Source organism: Arthrobacter sp. P1_B3 (assembly GCF_056406615.1).
Genome location: NZ_JBFTZV010000007.1, coordinates 143,243 through 159,381 on the forward strand (window position 1 = coordinate 143,243; position 16,139 = coordinate 159,381).

Consider the following 16,139-nt stretch of genomic DNA (forward strand, 5'->3'; position numbering starts at 1 on the left):
TTGATGTCCCGTTGTGCAGGACGCCCTCGACCCACCAGGAGACCATGAGATGTTCCGGCTTGCAAAGCTGTCTCTCGCCAACAGGGCCCTGATCGCGCTGATCACGGTGTTCGCGTCCGTGTTCGGCGTGATCACGATGTCCTCGCTGAAGCAGGAGCTCATCCCCTCCATCGAGTTCCCGCAGATCACGGTCATCTCCTCGATGCCCGGCGCGTCGCCGGAAGTGGTGGACAAGCAGATCAGTGCCCCGCTGGAAAAGGCACTGAACAGCGTCGAGGGCCTGGAGTCGACGTCGTCGACGTCCCGGAACGGCGTCTCCCAGATCTCCCTGGCGTTCACGTACGGCTCCAACCTGGACCGGGCGCGGAACCAGATCGACCGCGCCATCTCCAACGCCAAGCAGGCCTTGCCGAAGGACGTCCAGCCGCAGGCGATCGCCGGGAGCATCAGCGACTTCCCGATCGTGTTCCTGGCCGTGTCTTCGGACAAACCGCTCAGTGAACTCAACGCCGATCTCGCCCGGCTCAGCGTCCCCCGACTGCAGAAGCTCGACGGCGTCAGGGGCGCCGACGTGACCGGCGGCGCCACGCAGCACATCCAGATCCTGCCGCGGCCCAAGGACCTGGCCGCGTCGGGCGCGGGCATCCAGTCCATCAGCGACGCGCTGAAGAACAACGGGGCGTTGGTTCCGGCCGGCACCATCGAGGAACAGGGCAAGACCCTCTCGCTGCAGATCGGCAGCCCGGTGGACTCCCTCGACGCCATCAAGGCCCTCCCCCTGGGCGCGGCCCGCGATGCGGCGACCATCGGCAGTGTGGCAGATGTCAGCCTCGTCGAGGACGCCCGCACGTCCATCACACGGACCAACGGCAAGGAAACCCTCGCCCTGTCCGTGACCAAGAAGCCCGAGGGCGACACCGTCGCGATCTCCCATGCGGTCAAGGACGCCATCGCGCAGCTCGAGGCCGAGCTCGGCTCCAATGCCAAGTTCACCCCGGTCTTCGACCAGGCGCCGTTCATCGAGAAGTCCATCAAGGACCTCACCACCGAGGGCCTGCTGGGACTGGGCTTCGCCGTCCTGGTGATCCTGGTGTTCCTGATGTCCGTGCGAGCAACCCTGGTCACGGCCGTGTCCATCCCGCTGTCCCTGCTGATCACGTTCATCGGGCTCTCGGCCACCGGCTACTCGCTCAACATCCTGACCCTTGGCGCGCTCACGATCGCAATCGGCCGCGTGGTGGACGACTCGATCGTTGTCATCGAAAACATCAAACGGCACCTGAGCTACGGCGAGGACAAGATCACCGCGATCGTGACCGCCATCCGCGAAGTCGCCGGCGCCATCACGGCGTCCACCCTGACCACCGTGGCCGTCTTCCTGCCCATCGCCTTCGTCGGCGATCTGGCCGGTGCGCTGTTCCGGCCGTTCGCCCTGACCGTGACCATCGCCCTGCTCTCCTCGCTGCTGGTCTCGCTGACCATCGTGCCGGTGCTGGCCTACTGGTTCCTGCGCACACCCGCCGTCACAGGCTCCCCGGCCGGTTCTGCCGCTGACATTGCCGCCAAGGCGCACGAGGCCGAGCAGAGCACGCTGCTGCAGCGCGGCTACCTGCCCGTCCTGGCCGGTACGCAGCGGCACCCGGTCCTCACACTTATCGCCGCGGCCCTGGTGCTTGCCGGCACCGTGGCGATGTCACCGCTGCTCGCCACCGACCTCCTGGGCCGCTCCGGCGAGAACAGCATGACCGTCAAGCAGGCCCTGCCGGCGGGGACCAGCCTTGACGAGGCCAGCGCATCGGCGATCCGGGTTGAGGACACCCTGCGGGGCATCGACGGGATCAAGGACGTCCAGGCCACCACCGGCAACGCCCAGACCGGCTTCTCGGCCCTGCTCTCGTCCGGCGCGTCGAATTCGACCTTCACCGTGGTGACGGACGAGAAAGCCAACCAGGGCAAGCTCCAGGACACCGTCCGCAGCGAACTCTCCAAGCTCGGCGACGCCGGAAAGATCACGGTCGGTTCCCAGCAGGGCGGCTTCGGCACGTCGTCGACCGTGGACATCACCCTCAAGGYCGCCACCACCGCCGATCTCCGGACCGCCAGCGACGCAATGGTCAAGGCCATGGACGGCGTTCCCGGCAGCAGCGAGGTGGCCACCAACCTGGCCGCCAGCCAGCCGGTGGTCCAGGTCAAGGTGGACCGGGCCAAGGCCGTCGCGGCCGGCCTGAACGAGGAGCGCGTGGCCGGGGTGCTGGCCGCCACGATCAGCCCGATTCCGGCCGGGACTGTCCGCATCGACACCAACGACTTCCCGGTCCGGATCGGCGAGGGAACCCGCTTCACGAGCATCGACGCGGTCCGGGAGATCCCGCTGCCGACGGCGGCCGGCACCGTCCCGCTCGGCAGCGTCGCCTCGGTGGAGCAGGTGGACGTCCCCGTCTCCATTACCGCCAGCAACGGCCAGCGCACCGCGCGGGTCTCGGTGACGCCGTCGGGCTCCAACCTCGGCGCGGTCAGCACCGAGGTGCAGAACCGGCTCAAGTCAGTGCAGCTGCCGACCGGGGTGACCGCCACGATCGGTGGCGCCACGACGCAGCAGGCCGATTCGTTCCGCCAGCTGGGACTCGCGCTGCTGGCCGCCATCGCGATCGTCTACGTGATCATGGTGGCTGCGTTCAAATCCCTCATCCAGCCGCTGATCCTGCTGGTCTCCGTCCCGTTCGCCGCGACAGGCGCCATCGCCCTGCTCGTGGTGACCGGGGTGCCGCTGGGGCTGCCGTCGCTGATCGGCATGCTGATGCTCGTGGGCATCGTGGTGACCAACGCGATTGTGCTGATCGACCTCATCAACCAGTACCGCCAGCCGCGCAACGGCGAACCCGGGATGAACGTGGCGGACGCTATCACGCACGGCGCCCGCCAGCGCCTGCGCCCCATCCTCATGACGGCGCTCGCCACGGTGTTTGCTCTGACACCAATGGCGCTCGGACTCACCGGCGGCGGCGGATTCATCTCCCAGCCCCTGGCGATCGTGGTGATCGGCGGCCTGATCTCCTCGACCGCCCTCACACTCATCCTGGTCCCTGTGCTGTACCGGCTCGTGGAAGGCCGGCGTGAGCGCAAGGCGCTACAGAAGTCGCTGCGCCGCGGACGCCATTCCGGGCCGGCCGTGACCGAGGACTTCCCGGACGACTTCCCCGAAGACGCTCCCGTGCCAACCGGTTCGCACTAGGAACCAGAACTCGGCGTTCCTGCCTTGTCCCGCGTTGCCCGGTGCGTCCCGTGGGCCGCGTTGGCTGCAGCACGGGCCGCGTGGGCACCGTGGGCTGCGTGGGTTCCGTGCGTTCCCTTCGAGAGCTTCAGGCGCCCACCAGTTGCCGCGGCGGCGTCCCTGTGGCGGGGCCCGCTGGACACCAGGGCCGCGAGGGCTGCGGGTGCGGCGGGGATCATCACTTCGCGCGACGGGTTGCCGGAAAATGTTGCGTTCTCCGGGACGTCTTCACCCTTCATCAGAAAGGCGTCGGCCCCGAGTGGCGAACCTTCGCGCATCGTCGCCCCGTAGTTGACCCAGGCGTCCACGCCCATGGAGCAGCGGTTGCCGATCACGATGTGGTGCCCGTACATGTCCCCCAGCTTGGCCAGTACCGGCACGGCGAGGGCGCTGACCATGAGCTGAGCGGCCTCGAACCAGTTGACGTCGGCGTCGTGGATCCCCAGGTGCCGGGCTATATCGGTGAGGATGGGCGTGTAATAGCCCTGCAGGATTCCGCTGGTGAGCTCCACCAGACACAGAAAAGCTACGACACGTCGCATGGGGCCTTCCGGGCGGGCCGGGCACCTCACGGCCAGCCGATTGATTGCATCCTAGGCCCGGGCTCCTGCCACAGGCGGCAACGCGGCCGGGAAGACGAGCCGGGAAACCCGGCCGGGACGGTGCGGGAATATTCCCCCGTGGCGGGCGTTATACCCGTCGATAGATGCAAATGCATGTAAATTGGTTATAGTAGAAGCAGATCCCGGATCACCCCGGCCACGGAAAGGCACACCATGCAGATCGGCGTATTCAGCGTCAGCGACATCACCACCGACCCCACCACGGGCCGCACACCGACCGAGCACGAGCGCATCAAGGCCGCCGTGGCGATCGCCAAGAAGGTCGAAGAGATCGGCATGGACGTCTACGCCCTGGGCGAGCACCATAACCGGCCGTTCTTCTCCTCCTCCCCCACCACCACGCTCGCGTACATCGCGGCCCAGACCGAGCGCATCATCCTGTCCACGGCCACCACACTGATCACCACCAATGACCCGGTGAAGATCGCCGAGGACTTCGCGATGCTCCAGCACCTCGCGGACGGACGCGTGGACCTGGTCCTGGGCCGGGGCAACACCGCCCCTGTCTACCCCTGGTTCGGCAAGAACATCCAGGACGGGATCGAACTCGCGATCGAGAACTACTCCCTGCTGCGCCGCCTCTGGGATGAGGACACCGTCAACTGGTCCGGCAAGCACCGTACCCCGCTGCAGAACTTCACCTCCACCCCTCGTCCGCTCGACGGCGTCGCCCCCTTCGTGTGGCACGGCTCGATCCGCACACCGCAGATCGCCGAAGTGGCGGCGTACTACGGTGACGGTTTCTTCGCCAACAACATCTTCTGGCCCAAGGAGCACTACCAGCAGCTGATCGGCCTCTACCGCGAACGCTACGAGCACTACGGCCACGGCAAGGCGGACCAGGCCATTGTGGGACTCGGCGGCCAGTTCTTCATGCGGAAGAACTCCCAAGACGCTGTCAAGGAGTTCCGCCCCTACTTCGACAACGCCCCGGTCTACGGCCACGGCCCCTCGCTGGAGGACTTCACGTCCCAGACCCCGCTGACGGTCGGCAGCCCGCAGGAAGTGATCGAAAAGACCCTCACGTTCCGGGAGTACTTCGGCGACTACCAGCGCCAGCTTTTCCTGATCGACCACGCCGGCCTGCCGCTGAAGACCGTCCTGGAGCAGCTGGATCTGTTCGGCGAAGAAGTGCTGCCGGTGCTGCGGAAGGAGTATGCCGCGCTCAAGCCCGCGCATGTCCCGGAACCGCCGACGCACGCCGGCCGGGTGGCCGCCGCGCTGGCAGCGGGACCCACCGACGCCGACGCCGCCGCGGCAGAGACCACCAGCAAGGGCTCATGATGGCGGCCAGGACCACAGAATCGCCGGTACGCCTGGCCGCGGAAACGTGGGAATCCCTGTTCCGGGCCCAGGTGGCGGTGATGCGCAAGCTGCAGGCGGCGCCGGCGTTCAAAGCCCTGGCGCTCAATGAGTACGACGTCCTGTTCACGCTCTCGCGCTGCCCCTCCGGGTGGCTGCGCCTGAACGAGCTCAACGACAACGTCCTGCTGAGCCAGTCCAGCCTGAGCCGGCTGGTGGAGCGGCTCGAAAAGCGCGGGCTGGTCGAACGGACACCGGCCCCCGAGGACGGCCGCGGGATCCTCATCCGGCTCACCGATGCCGGACGGGACCTGCAGAAGCAGATCGGCCGGGAACACGTGCGCGACATCGCCGCGCTCGTGGGCCCGGCCCTCTCCGCCGCCGAACAGCAGGAACTGCTGCGGCTGACCGAAAAGCTCCGCGCCTCGGTCGCCGTGCGCTAAGACCGTCTGAAACCCTGCGCTAAGACCCTGCGCCGGCCCGCTGGCCGGCGCAGCCTACTGGATGGTGACGAGCTTCGCCGGGTCTTCCAGCGGCAGCTCATCGACGACGGCGGTGACGCTGAGTTCCTTCAGCGACAGGCTGCCGCCGACGGTGGACAGGAATGCGGTGTCCGAGGAATCGCGCCCGGCTGTGATCCGCAGCATGCTCTCCCGCGGCGCCAGCCCCGTCGGGTCGATGACGTGCCAGGCGCCGTTGATGTGCGCTTCGGCGACGGCGTGAAAGTCCATCGGGGTCAGGCCCGGGGCATAGACAGCCGCCAGCCGGGCCGGGACGTTCTTGGAGCGCAGCAGGGCAATGGCGAGGTGGGCAAAGTCCCGGCAGACGCCGCGGCGGTGCAGCAGGGTTTCGACGGCGCCGTCGGTCCCCCGCGAGGATCCGCTGACGTAGCGCAGTTCGCTGAAGACCCAGTTGCGGATGGCGTGGAGCAGCTCTTCGCCCTGAAGCCCGCCGAATTCGGCATAGGCAGTCGGCAGCAGCCGGTCCGACTCCGCGTAGCGGCTGGGCCGGACATAGCGGATCAGTTCCATGAGCCCAGGTTCCTCGGGCCGGGCGAAGCCGGTGACGGTGGCCGAATACTCAACCAGCACTTCGGTGGGTTCGGCGAATTCCATGTAGTGGAAGCGCCCGCCGTGATGGTCCGAGAGTTCGGTCACCGGCACGTCCTCGCCTCCCGCGGTTACCGTGAGCGACTCTTCGACCGACCCGTACCCGCCGTTCCGGGCCACGGCCACGGCGAGAGCCACCTTGGTCTCGGCAACGGTCTTGAAGGCCAGGCGGGCGGCTACGGCGCGTTCCATGTATCTCCGTATCTCCGGGATGTGGGATGTGAGGTGGGTGCAGGGGAAGTCGCCGCCAACGGCCCGGGGATGTGCGGGTGGGCGGGACTAGTTTTTGATCTTCAGAGACATTAGCATCCGCTGGACGTTGGCGAATTCGGACCCCTCATTGACGTACTTGGCCGCCTGGTCGAGAGTGTCGAACGCCTTTGCGGGGGCGACCTTCTGGTCAGGCGCCAGCGTTTTCAGCACCGTCAGGTCCCCAAACGAATAGTCCCCCTTGCCGGCCACGCCACGGACCACATTCTGCAACGCGCAGCTCTTGCCGCCGGTGCCGCCCACCACGTTGGTGATGCCGTAGGAGCCGAAGTACTTGTAGCCCTGGATAACCCGGAAGACCACGTGCGGGTCAATGGTTCCCTCGCCGCCGGCGTGCGGGAGGTCAACGGGCACGCTGCTGACCACGACGTAGTCCCGTGCGGCGCCGTCAGCGCAGGCCGGCGCAGGCTGCGGCGGCAGACCGGTCTGCAAGGTGGCCAGGTAGCCGCCTTCAGCGTCCTTCACGGTGATCTTCAGTGCCCCCGGCAGCGCACCCGAGTCTGGAGCAACGGATTGGACGATCCAGTCCTGCGGCACCTCAAAGCTGACGGTCTTTGCCGGGTCGGTAAAGACTTTCCAGGCCCCCGCGCTCGAGCCGGGGGTGGCGGCAGCGCCGGCCGAGGATGGCGGGCCCGACGGTGCGGGACCAGTGGTGGCAGACTGCCTCTCGCTGTCAGTGGTACCGTCCGCCGCGCTGCTGCCTGCAGTCCAGACCGGCGTCCCCTTGCCGTCGCTGCTGCAGCCCGTCAGGGCTGCCGCCACCGCGAGCGCCGCGCCGGTGCGCAGCAGAGCGCTCCGGACTCCGGCGGTGCCTGATCCTCCGAAAGGGGCCGTCCCAGTCATGGTGCCAGCGTAGCCGGGGCGCCGCATGACTCAGAGTTCCCGCATCAGTGTTTCGTAGAAGCGGACGCCCCGGTCCAGCGTCTCCAGGGAAATTTTCTCGTCAACGGCGTGGATGGAACCGCGGGCCCGGACATCCATGAAGAACGGCGCGAAGCGGTACACGGTGCCGCAGATCCCGGTGAAGCGGCGCGAGTCCGTGCCGCCCATCATGATGTAGGGGGTGATGATCGCCTCGGGGAAGACCTGCCCGATGCAGTCCGCCAGCAGTTCCCACTGCGCGGAGTTCGGGGAGACCGGGGACGGGCCGTTGCCCTCCACGACGCGCAGTTCGACTTTCGGGTCGCGGATGATTTTCCGCAGTCGTGCCACGGTGCCCTCGACGGTCTCCCCCACCGCCACCCTGATGTTGGCGTTGGCCTTGGCCGTGGCGGCGAGGACGTTCGCCCCGGAGCTGCCTTCGAGGGTGGTGATGGCGACGGTGGTTCGGGTCATCGCGTTGGTCTCGTTGCCGAGCCGGCCAAAGAGCCAGGTGATCGGCGCCCGGAGCAGGGCGACGTTAGCGAACACGGTTCGCAGCGGCGGCGGCGTGTGCGGGCAGAAGCGGCGCAGCATCTCCGCGGTCACCTCCGGCAGCGACTGCGGGAACGGGCTGCGCTCGATCCGGGTGATGGCGCGGGCCAGCCGGGCCGTCGCGCCCATCCGCGGCGGCGTGGAGGCGTGTCCCCCCTGGTCCCGGGTCAGCAGCTCCACGTCCAGGATTCCCTTTTCGGCCACGCCGACGACGGCGGCCGGGCGGCTCACCCCCGGGAAGGCACCGCCGGCGACGGCACCGCCCTCGTCCAGCACGAGCCAGGGCAACACACCGCGGCCGGCCAGCAGGTCTGCGGCGGCCGCCGCGCTGTTGCCGGCCGTCTCCTCGTTGTTGCCGAACGAGAAGTAGAGGTCATGCGCGGGGGCATGCCCCGCCCGGAGCAAGCTCTCGGCCGCCTCCAGGATGGCAACGAGCTGGCCCTTGTCATCGAGTGTCCCGCGGCCCCACAGGAAGGTGCCGTCGTTGTGGCCGGAGAACGGCGCCTGCGTCCACTGTCCTGGGTCGCCCGCCGGGACGACGTCGTAGTGCGCCATCAGCACCGAGGCGCGCTGCGCGGCCGCTGGGTCCTCCGCCAAGGCGCTGCCGGGCCAGCGGTACAGGAGGGCGTGGCCGTTGACGCGCTCCAGTTCCAGGGCGGCATGGACGGCCGGGTACAGCCGTGGCAGTGCCGCGATGAAGGCCTCGAACTGGTCTGTCTCCACCCCGGCCACGGCCCGGGAGGATACGGTCCGGTACGTCACGAGCTCCGCCAGCGACGCTGCCGCGCGCCCGGCGCTGCCCGGTGTTTCGCCGGCGCTGCCCGGTGTGTACCCCGCGCTGCCCGGCGTGGCCCCGGGGCTCTTGAGGGTATTGCCGGCGGCCGCGTTCTGCAGGGGGTTGCGCATGGGCGAAAGTCTACGGCTGGATGGTCCGCCGGAACGGGTTATTCGGCGCGGGGGTCCGGCCCGGAATCCGGGGCCCAAATTTCGGCCCCGGGAAAGCGGATACGCTGGGGGCATGGCCGAACATGACATTGACCGAACGCACTTTGGGGACCAGGGCGACGTGGCAGGCATGTCAGCGCTCGATATCGCGGACTGGCGGCTGCGGACCTTTGCCCTCTATGCCACCACGCGGAAGATTGCCGCGGACAGCCCGGCGGAGGCCCATTCGTACTGGCGCCAGGAGCGGGACCGCATGTTCGGCACGCACCCGGCCTCGGCGCTGACGGCAGAAGCCAAGGCCAGCTTCGGCGGCCTGAAGACGGCGGACTACGATCCGATCTACCGTTTCCATGTCCCGCTGACCCTCGAGGGCGCCGGCCGGGAGATGAATGTGGAGACCGGGACTGACGGCCTGGTCCGGTTTGTGCGGCTGGGCACCTTCGACCTTCCCGAGATGGGACAGCTCGCAGTCTGGAAGCTCAGGGGCTACGGCGGCGGCATCTTCGTGCCGTTCCGTGACGCCACCGCCGGCCAGCCCGGCGGCAGCTACGGCGCGGGACGCTACCTCCTGGACACCATCAAGGGGGCTTTCCACGGCGTGCGGGGCTCCGGGCCCCAGGCCGAATTCGTCCTGGACTTCAATTTCGCCTACAACCCCTCCTGCGCCTACAACGAAGCCTGGGCATGTCCCCTTGCGGGCCCGGAGAACCGGCTGGCCGTGGACATCCCCGTGGGCGAACTGTACTGAGCGGATGGAGACCCAGCTCGAACAGCAGGCTCCTGCCGCCGCCGTCGTCCGCGGCCAGACCGCCCGCCGCCACCGCGGAATCCTCCGCTACCCGGTGGTCCGGCAGCTCATCCGGTTCACCGGCGTCGGGGTTGTCTGTACCCTGACTTCCTTGGCCCTGTACGCCCTGTCCCGGCCCTGGCTCGGGGCCCAGCCGGCCAACGCGGCGGCCCTGGTCCTGACATCGTTCATGAATACCGCCCTCAACCGGCGCCTGACGTTCAAGATCACCGAGCGCCGCCGGATGAAGCGGGACCACCTCAACGGCCTGATCGTGATCCTCGTCGCGCTCCTGATCACCGGCGGCAGCCTGGCCGTCCTGCACTGGATCGACCCGGATGCCACCGTGGCCGAGGAGCTGTGGACCACCACGATCTCCGGCTTCGCCGCGACCGCGGTGCGGTTCACGATGCTGCGGCACTGGATCTTCCGCCGCGCCCGCCACCGCTAGCTTCCCCAAGGGAGCGGACGCTGCCGACGGCCGTGCGGACCGCGGCCGCCGCCTCCTGCAACTGCGCTGCCGTGACGGTCGAGTCGAAGCTGAAGCGCACCGCCGACTGGGCGACCTCGGGCTCGATGCCCATGGCCAGCAGCACGGGCGACGGCGCATCCGAACCTGCCGCGCACGCGGACCCGCTGGAGCAGATGACGCCCTGGCGCTCGAGTTCCAGCAGCACGGACTCGCCGCTGGTGCCCGGGAAGCAGAAAGATGCCACCGAGGGCAGCCGCTCGGTGGGGTGCCCGGTGAGCAGCGCACCGGGAACACCGGCCAGCACGGCGTCTATAAACCCGTCGCGGAGGGCAGAGACCCGCCCGGCCGGTTCCCGGGGCAGCGTCAGGGCTGTCGCCAGCGCCACGGCCCCGGCGACGTTTTCCGTTCCCGAACGGCGGCCGCGCTCCTGCCCGCCGCCGTGGACCAGCGGTTCAAGCCGGACCCGTCCGCGGACAAACAACGCGCCGCTGCCTTTGGGCGCGCCCAGCTTGTGGCCGGAAATGCTCAGCGCGTCAACGCCCAGTGCGCCGGTGTCCAGCGGCAGCCAGCCGGCCGCCTGGACGGCGTCGGTGTGGAACGGGACGCCGTGGGCGCGGGCCAGCGCCGCGAGCCAGGCGATGGGCTGGACCGTGCCTACCTCGTTATTCGCGTACATGATGCTGACCAGGGCCGTCCCGGGCTGCAGCACCGCGGCAAGGGCCTCTTCCGTCACCTGCCCGAAGCGGTCCACAGGGATCACGTCGACCGCGAAGCCGTGCACCCGTTCGAGGTACCTGGCGGATTCTTCCACCGCGGGATGTTCGACGGCGCTGATCGCCACCCGGTCCAGGCGCGGATCGGCGGCGCGCCGGGCCAGGGCGATGCCCTTGACGGCGAGGTTGTCAGCTTCGGTGCCGCCGGAGGTAAAGACGACTTCCCCGGGGCGGCAGCCCAGGGCCTTGGCGGTTGCGGTGCGTGCCCCGGCGAGCGCCGTGGCGGCCGCCTCACCCAGGGAGTGATGGCTTGACGGGTTGCCGAACTCGCCCGTGAGGTATGGCCACATGGCCTCCAGCACCTCTCGGCGGACCGGTGTGGTGGCCGCGGCGTCGAGGAAGATCACGGTGCGCCTCAGCCGGCCGTCTGTTCCGGGGCAGGAACGGGCTCGACATCCAGCTCAATGTCCAGGCCGAGGTCCAGGGCCGTGACGCTGTGCGTCAGGGCCCCGATCGAGATGACGTCCACCCCCGTGGCCGCGATGTCCGCCACGGTGGCGAGATTGACGTTGCCGCTGGCTTCGACACGGGCCCGGCCGCCCACCAGTTCGACGCCGGCCGCCAGCTCGGCCAGGGAGAAGTTGTCCAGCATGATGGTGTCCACCCCGGCCGCAAGTACGGGCTCGATCTGCTCGATGGTGTCCACTTCCACTTCGAAGTGTGTTGTATGGCCAAGCTGCGCCTTGGCGCCCCGCAGCACCGCGGTCAGCTTCGCCGGATCACCGCCGGTGAGGACCGCCAGATGGTTGTCCTTGGCCAGGACGGCGTCAGACAGGCTGAAGCGGTGGTTGGCGCCGCCGCCGCAGCGCACGGCGTAGCGTTCCAGCACCCGCAGCCCCGGCGTCGTCTTGCGGGTATCTGTGATCCGCGCCGCGGTGCCGTCCACGAGCGCCACGAACTCGGCCGTCCTGGTGGCGATGGCGCTCATCCGCTGGACCAGGTTCAGGCCGACGCGTTCGGCCAGCAGCACGGCGCGGGCGTTCCCGGTCACCCGGGCCAGTGCGGTTCCGGCGGCGAAGGCCTCGCCGTCGTTGACCAGCAGTTCGACGACGGCGCCCGGGTCGGTCAGCTTCATCGCCGCGGTGAAGACCTCCCCGCCGCTCAGCACGCCGGGAACGCGGGCATTGAGCACCGCAGTCGCCCGCGCCTGCGCGGGGATGAGCACCTGCGAGGTGATGTCCCCGTACGGGGCGTCCTCGTCCAGCGCCATGCGGAGGACGGCCAGGACGGCGGCCTCGGGCAGGCTCCCGGCGAGCGCCGCGGCACGGGAGGGCACGGCTTCCGGGGCTGCGGTTTCCGGTGAAGCGGTTGCGTGGGCAGTGGTGGTCACGAGGAAATCCTTTGCATGGAATGGGTGAGGGCTGAGGTGGCGTCCGTGTCGGCCCGGTAATGGGCACCGACGGATTGTGTGCGCTGCCGGGCCGCCGCCACGAGGAGTTCCGCAGCCAGCAGCAGGTTCCGGTCCTCATGGGCATCCTGGCCGAGACAGGCGCTGTGTCCGGCGCTGGGCCCGGCGTGGACTCCGCATTCAAGGCCGGCGGTTTCAGGGCCGGCGGCCCACTGCGCCAGCTGGAGCGCGGCGGCGTCGAGGCCGGCGCCCGTGCGGGTGACTCCCGCAGCCGCGGTCATGAGTCTCCCCAGGGCCGCGCGGGTGAACGGAACCTCCGCCGCGCCGGTGCCGCCTGTCTCTGGGGTAGCAGCCTCTGGGGTAACGGCCGCCGCGGGCGGGACATGGCTGCCCGGCTGGAGGTCCCCGCGTGCCGGCGAGAGCCAGGCCGCCTCCGGCACGGGCGCACGCAGGAAGTCCTCCACCGCACGGCGGCCGAACACGAGGCCCTCAAGCAGCGAGTTGCTCGCCAGCCGGTTTGCCCCCTGCGCGCCCGTGCGGGCGACCTCGCCGGCGGCATACAGGCCCGGAACCGATGTGCGGCCCTTCAGGTCGGTGCACACGCCGCCCATCCAATAGTGGGCGGCCGGGGACACGGGTACCGTCTCCGCGGTCCAGTCGTAGCCGGCGGCGAGGGTGGCGGCCGTGATGGTCGGGAACCGCCGGGCCAGGAAGCCCGCACCCTTCTCTGCCTCGACGCCACGGGCGTCCAGGTAGACCGGGCTGTCCAGCGCGGCCCTGGTGGCCGACAGGTGCAGGGCGATGCTGCGGGAGACGACGTCGCGGGGGGCCAGCTCGGCATCGGGGTGGTAGTCCGGCATGAAGCGGTATCCCGCGGAATCCAGCAGCACCGCCCCCTCGCCGCGGACCGCTTCGGAGATGAGCAGGGCCGGCGGGCCGCCAGGGACCTCCTGGGCGGCAAGGGTGGTGGGGTGGAACTGAAAGAACTCGAGGTCCCGCACCGCGGCGCCGGCACGCCAGGCCAGGGCCAGCCCGTCGGCGGTCGCGACGGAGGGATTGCTGGTGCGGGCAAACAGCCGCCCGGCACCGCCGGTGGCGAGCAGGACGGCGTCGGCAGCGAGCTGCTGGGGCCGTCCGCCGGCCAGGTAGGCCACGCCGGTGACCCGGGCCGGCGTCGGGGGCGTGCCGCCGGGCTGTGACAGAGCATCCGGTTCCGTCAGGAGTTCGGTGACGAACGCGCTGGTCTCCACCCGGAGCCGGCCGTGGACAGCACGATCCAGGACTGCGCGTTCCAGGACGGCGGCGACGAGCCCGCGGGCGATGCAGGCGCCCGTCGCGTCCCCGCCGGCGTGCAGGATGCGCGGCGCCGAGTGCGCCGCTTCCAGGCCCAGGGCCGGTCCGCCGTCGGGACCCGCGTCGAAATGCACGCCATAGCGGCCCAGGCCGGCGATGTCCCGGACGGCCTCGGTGCATAGGACACGGACTGCCTCGGCGTCGTTGAGCCCGGCACCGGCGGCGAGCGTGTCCGCGATGTGTGCTGCCACGGAGTCCCCGGGGGCGGCATCCTCCGGGGCCAGCACGGCGGAGATGCCGCCCTGGGCGTAGAAGGTGTTGCTCTGCTCCAGCGTCCCCTTGCTCAGGAGGACCACCTCGATGTCACGGCCGCTTCCGGTGGCGAGCAGCGCGGCGTAGAGCCCCGCAACCCCGCTGCCGACAATCACCAGCCGCCTGGTCACGGCCGCGCCGCCAGCATGCGTTCCAGCGCCACCTTTGCCGGGGCGGCAACGTCCTCTTCCACGGTGATGCGGTTCAGCACCTCACCGCGGACGAGCGCTTCCAGGACCCAGGCAAGGTAGCCGGGGTGGATGCGGTACATCGTGGAGCAGGGGCAGATCACCGGGTCCAKGCAGAAGATGGTGTGCTGCGGGTATTCCGCCGCGAGGCGGTTCACCATGTTGATCTCGGTGCCGATCGCAAACGTGGTGGGTTCGGTGGCCGCGGCGATGGCTTTCTTGATGAAGTCGGTGGAGCCCGCGGAATCGGCGGCGTCCACCACCTCCATGGGGCATTCCGGGTGCACGATCACCTGCACGCCGGGGAACTCTGCGCGGGCCTTTTCGATCTGGCCAACGTTGAAGCGCTTGTGCACCGAGCAGAAGCCGTGCCAGAGGATCACCCGGGAATCGAGCAGGGTCTGTTCGTCATTGCCGCCGAGGTCCTTGCGCGGGTTCCACATCGGCATCTGCTCCAGCGGCACCCCCATGGCTTTGGCGGTGTTGCGGCCCAGGTGCTGGTCCGGGAAGAACAGCACGCGCTGGCCGCGCTCGAACGCCCACTCCAGCACCGTCGCGGCGTTCGAGGACGTGCAGACGATCCCGCCGCGCTCGCCGCAGAAGCCCTTAAGGGCTGCGGAGGAGTTCATGTAGGTGACCGGGATGACCGGGACCCGGCCGTCGGCGTCGGGCTCCGTGCCGAAGACTTCCTCAAGCTGTTCCCAGCACTCGGTGACCGAGTCGATGTCCGCCATGTCGGCCATGGAGCAGCCCGCGGCGAGGTTGGGCAGGATCACGGCCTGGTCCGGCCGGGACAGGATGTCCGCCGTCTCGGCCATGAAATGCACGCCGCAGAAGATGATCGCTTCCGCGTCCGGCCGGGTCAGGGCCGCATTGGCGAGCTGGAAGGAATCGCCCACGAAGTCGGCATACTCGATCACTTCGTCGCGCTGGTAGAAGTGCCCCAGCACGACGGCGCGGTCCCCCAGTGCCGCTTTGGCGGCGCGGATCCGGGCGTCGAGTTCGGCGTCGCTGGCAAGCTTGTACTCCTCCGGGAGCTGGCCCTGCCGGGGCGTCGAGGCCGGCGCGGCGTCGGCGGAGGAGGCGCCCGGCCCGTAGGCGGGGACACCGGCGAGGGCTTCGGCGAGGTCGTAGTCCCAGGGCCCGCGGGCCAGCGCGGGGCTGCAGGTGGAGGCGGCCGCGCGCCCCGTCATGGTCGTGGCCTGCTCGCGCGTGATCAGCTGGATTGCCGTGTTGACGCTGCTCATGGTGTGCTCCTGTTGTCTGGGTCAAGGCCTGGGCGGCCGGTAAAGCGGTAGAGGCGTGGCGGGCGGTGCTTGCCGCCCTGCAGATAGTGATCGGTTTCTTCGATTTCCGGCGTGGCCTTGACCTGCCGGCGGAAGTTGGCGGGATCGAGTTCGCGGTCCAGGACGGCCTCGTAGACTTCCCGGACCTGGGCGAGGGTGAAGTACTCGCCCAGCAGGTGGTAGGCGATGGATCCGTAGGCCATCTTGTTGCGCAGCCGCCACAGGGCGTAGTCGATGATCGCGTTGTGGTCGAAGGCCAGCTCGCCGAGCCCGTCGGCACGGAACCAGCGCACGTTCTCCGATTCGTCGGCGAGCGCGGCCTCCGTCGGCTGGACGAGCGCCCAGTACACAATCGAGACGACGCGCTGGGTGGGCGAGCGGTGCAGCCCGCCAAAGGCGTAGAGCTGTTCGAGGTAGTTCGGGGCCAGCCCCGTGGTCTCGCGCAGGTTCCGCGAGGCGGCGTCCTGGAGTGACTCGGAATGCGTGAGCGGGCCGCCCGGCAAGGCCCAGAGGCCTTTGAACGGCTCGCGGATCCGGCGCACCAGCGGAATCCACAGCGTGGGCCGTCCGGACCGCTCGCTGGGGCGCAGCGCAAAGATCACAGTGGAGATGGCCAACGACGGCGGAGCGGTCTGGCGCTCCGAGACGTTGGCTGCTGTGGTGTAAACGGTGATCCACCCGCCCTCTTGGGTCCCGGGCGGGTCCGCGATGGACTGCCCGGACAGATCCGGTCCGACCGCCGGATTA

Annotated in this window: 13 protein-coding genes and 1 pseudogene; 5 read left to right on the plus strand and 9 right to left on the minus strand. The window is 69.3% G+C overall.

Going from position 1 to position 16,139, the window contains the following annotated elements:
- The first annotated feature begins 49 nt into the window (after positions 1 to 49).
- The gene (locus tag AC1D2F_RS10725; protein ID WP_476966694.1) at positions 50 to 3,232 is read left to right on the plus strand and encodes an efflux RND transporter permease subunit; all 3,183 of its coding nucleotides are present in this window, start codon (positions 50 to 52) and stop codon (positions 3,230 to 3,232) included.
- A gap of 377 nt (positions 3,233 to 3,609) precedes the next feature.
- Here AC1D2F_RS10725 and AC1D2F_RS10730 read toward each other — a convergent pair.
- Positions 3,610 to 3,813: pseudogene (locus AC1D2F_RS10730) on the minus strand (MFS transporter); the annotation flags it as partial.
- Between the two features lie 234 nt (positions 3,814 to 4,047).
- On the opposite strand from AC1D2F_RS10730, the gene AC1D2F_RS10735 reads away from it, so the two are divergent.
- On the plus strand, positions 4,048 to 5,178 hold the full coding sequence (locus AC1D2F_RS10735) for an LLM class flavin-dependent oxidoreductase (protein WP_476966695.1): 1,131 nt from the start codon (positions 4,048 to 4,050) through the stop codon (positions 5,176 to 5,178).
- Positions 5,178 to 5,639: a MarR family winged helix-turn-helix transcriptional regulator gene (locus AC1D2F_RS10740; RefSeq protein ID WP_229995744.1), complete on the plus strand. Its 462-nt coding sequence runs from the start codon at positions 5,178 to 5,180 to the stop codon at positions 5,637 to 5,639. Before AC1D2F_RS10735 ends, AC1D2F_RS10740 begins: the two co-directional genes overlap by 1 nt.
- 54 nt (positions 5,640 to 5,693) lie before the next feature.
- Here the strand turns inward: AC1D2F_RS10740 and AC1D2F_RS10745 are convergent, their stop codons facing one another.
- From AC1D2F_RS10745 to AC1D2F_RS10755, 3 genes are all read right to left on the minus strand, one after another.
- Entirely contained in the window at positions 5,694 to 6,497 is an 804-nt protein-coding gene (locus AC1D2F_RS10745; RefSeq protein ID WP_476966696.1) for a transglutaminase-like domain-containing protein, read from the minus strand.
- 87 nt (positions 6,498 to 6,584) lie between these two features.
- On the minus strand, positions 6,585 to 7,418 hold the full coding sequence (locus AC1D2F_RS10750; RefSeq protein WP_364748059.1) for a hypothetical protein: 834 nt from the start codon (positions 7,416 to 7,418) through the stop codon (positions 6,585 to 6,587).
- Between the two features lie 30 nt (positions 7,419 to 7,448).
- Complete coding sequence (locus AC1D2F_RS10755; protein ID WP_229993868.1) at positions 7,449 to 8,894, minus strand: M20/M25/M40 family metallo-hydrolase; 1,446 nt, start codon at positions 8,892 to 8,894, stop codon at positions 7,449 to 7,451.
- Positions 8,895 to 9,006: 112 nt separating this feature from the next.
- Here AC1D2F_RS10755 and AC1D2F_RS10760 point away from each other — a divergent pair, with 112 nt between their 5' ends.
- Both AC1D2F_RS10760 and AC1D2F_RS10765 read left to right on the plus strand, forming a co-directional pair.
- Positions 9,007 to 9,681 carry a DUF1684 domain-containing protein gene (locus AC1D2F_RS10760; protein WP_476966697.1) on the plus strand — a complete coding sequence of 225 codons (675 nt, stop codon included), beginning with the start codon at positions 9,007 to 9,009 and terminating at the stop codon, positions 9,679 to 9,681.
- A 4-nt stretch (positions 9,682 to 9,685) separates the two neighbouring features.
- A complete protein-coding gene (locus tag AC1D2F_RS10765; RefSeq protein WP_476966698.1) occupies positions 9,686 to 10,171 on the plus strand; it encodes a GtrA family protein in 486 nt (161 codons plus the stop codon).
- Here AC1D2F_RS10765 and AC1D2F_RS10770 read toward each other — a convergent pair.
- The 5 genes from AC1D2F_RS10770 to AC1D2F_RS10790 all read right to left on the minus strand — a co-directional run bounded on the left by AC1D2F_RS10770 (position 10,125) and on the right by AC1D2F_RS10790 (position 16,066).
- The gene (locus tag AC1D2F_RS10770; protein ID WP_476966699.1) at positions 10,125 to 11,312 is read right to left on the minus strand and encodes a cysteine desulfurase family protein; all 1,188 of its coding nucleotides are present in this window, start codon (positions 11,310 to 11,312) and stop codon (positions 10,125 to 10,127) included. The two genes, AC1D2F_RS10765 and AC1D2F_RS10770, sit on opposite strands and share 47 nt — an antisense overlap.
- A gap of 8 nt (positions 11,313 to 11,320) precedes the next feature.
- Positions 11,321 to 12,175: a carboxylating nicotinate-nucleotide diphosphorylase gene (gene nadC / locus AC1D2F_RS10775; protein ID WP_229993873.1), complete on the minus strand. Its 855-nt coding sequence runs from the start codon at positions 12,173 to 12,175 to the stop codon at positions 11,321 to 11,323.
- Positions 12,176 to 12,291: 116 nt separating this feature from the next.
- Positions 12,292 to 14,049 carry an L-aspartate oxidase gene (gene nadB / locus AC1D2F_RS10780; protein WP_476966700.1) on the minus strand — a complete coding sequence of 586 codons (1,758 nt, stop codon included), beginning with the start codon at positions 14,047 to 14,049 and terminating at the stop codon, positions 12,292 to 12,294.
- Positions 14,046 to 15,353, minus strand: a complete 1,308-nt coding sequence (gene nadA, locus AC1D2F_RS10785) for a quinolinate synthase NadA (protein ID WP_476966701.1) — start codon at positions 15,351 to 15,353, stop codon at positions 14,046 to 14,048. Before nadA ends, nadB begins: the two co-directional genes overlap by 4 nt.
- Positions 15,350 to 16,066, minus strand: coding sequence for an NUDIX hydrolase (locus tag AC1D2F_RS10790; protein WP_229993872.1), 717 nt, complete (start codon positions 16,064 to 16,066; stop codon positions 15,350 to 15,352). Before AC1D2F_RS10790 ends, nadA begins: the two co-directional genes overlap by 4 nt.
- Positions 16,067 to 16,139: the final 73 nt, after the last annotated feature.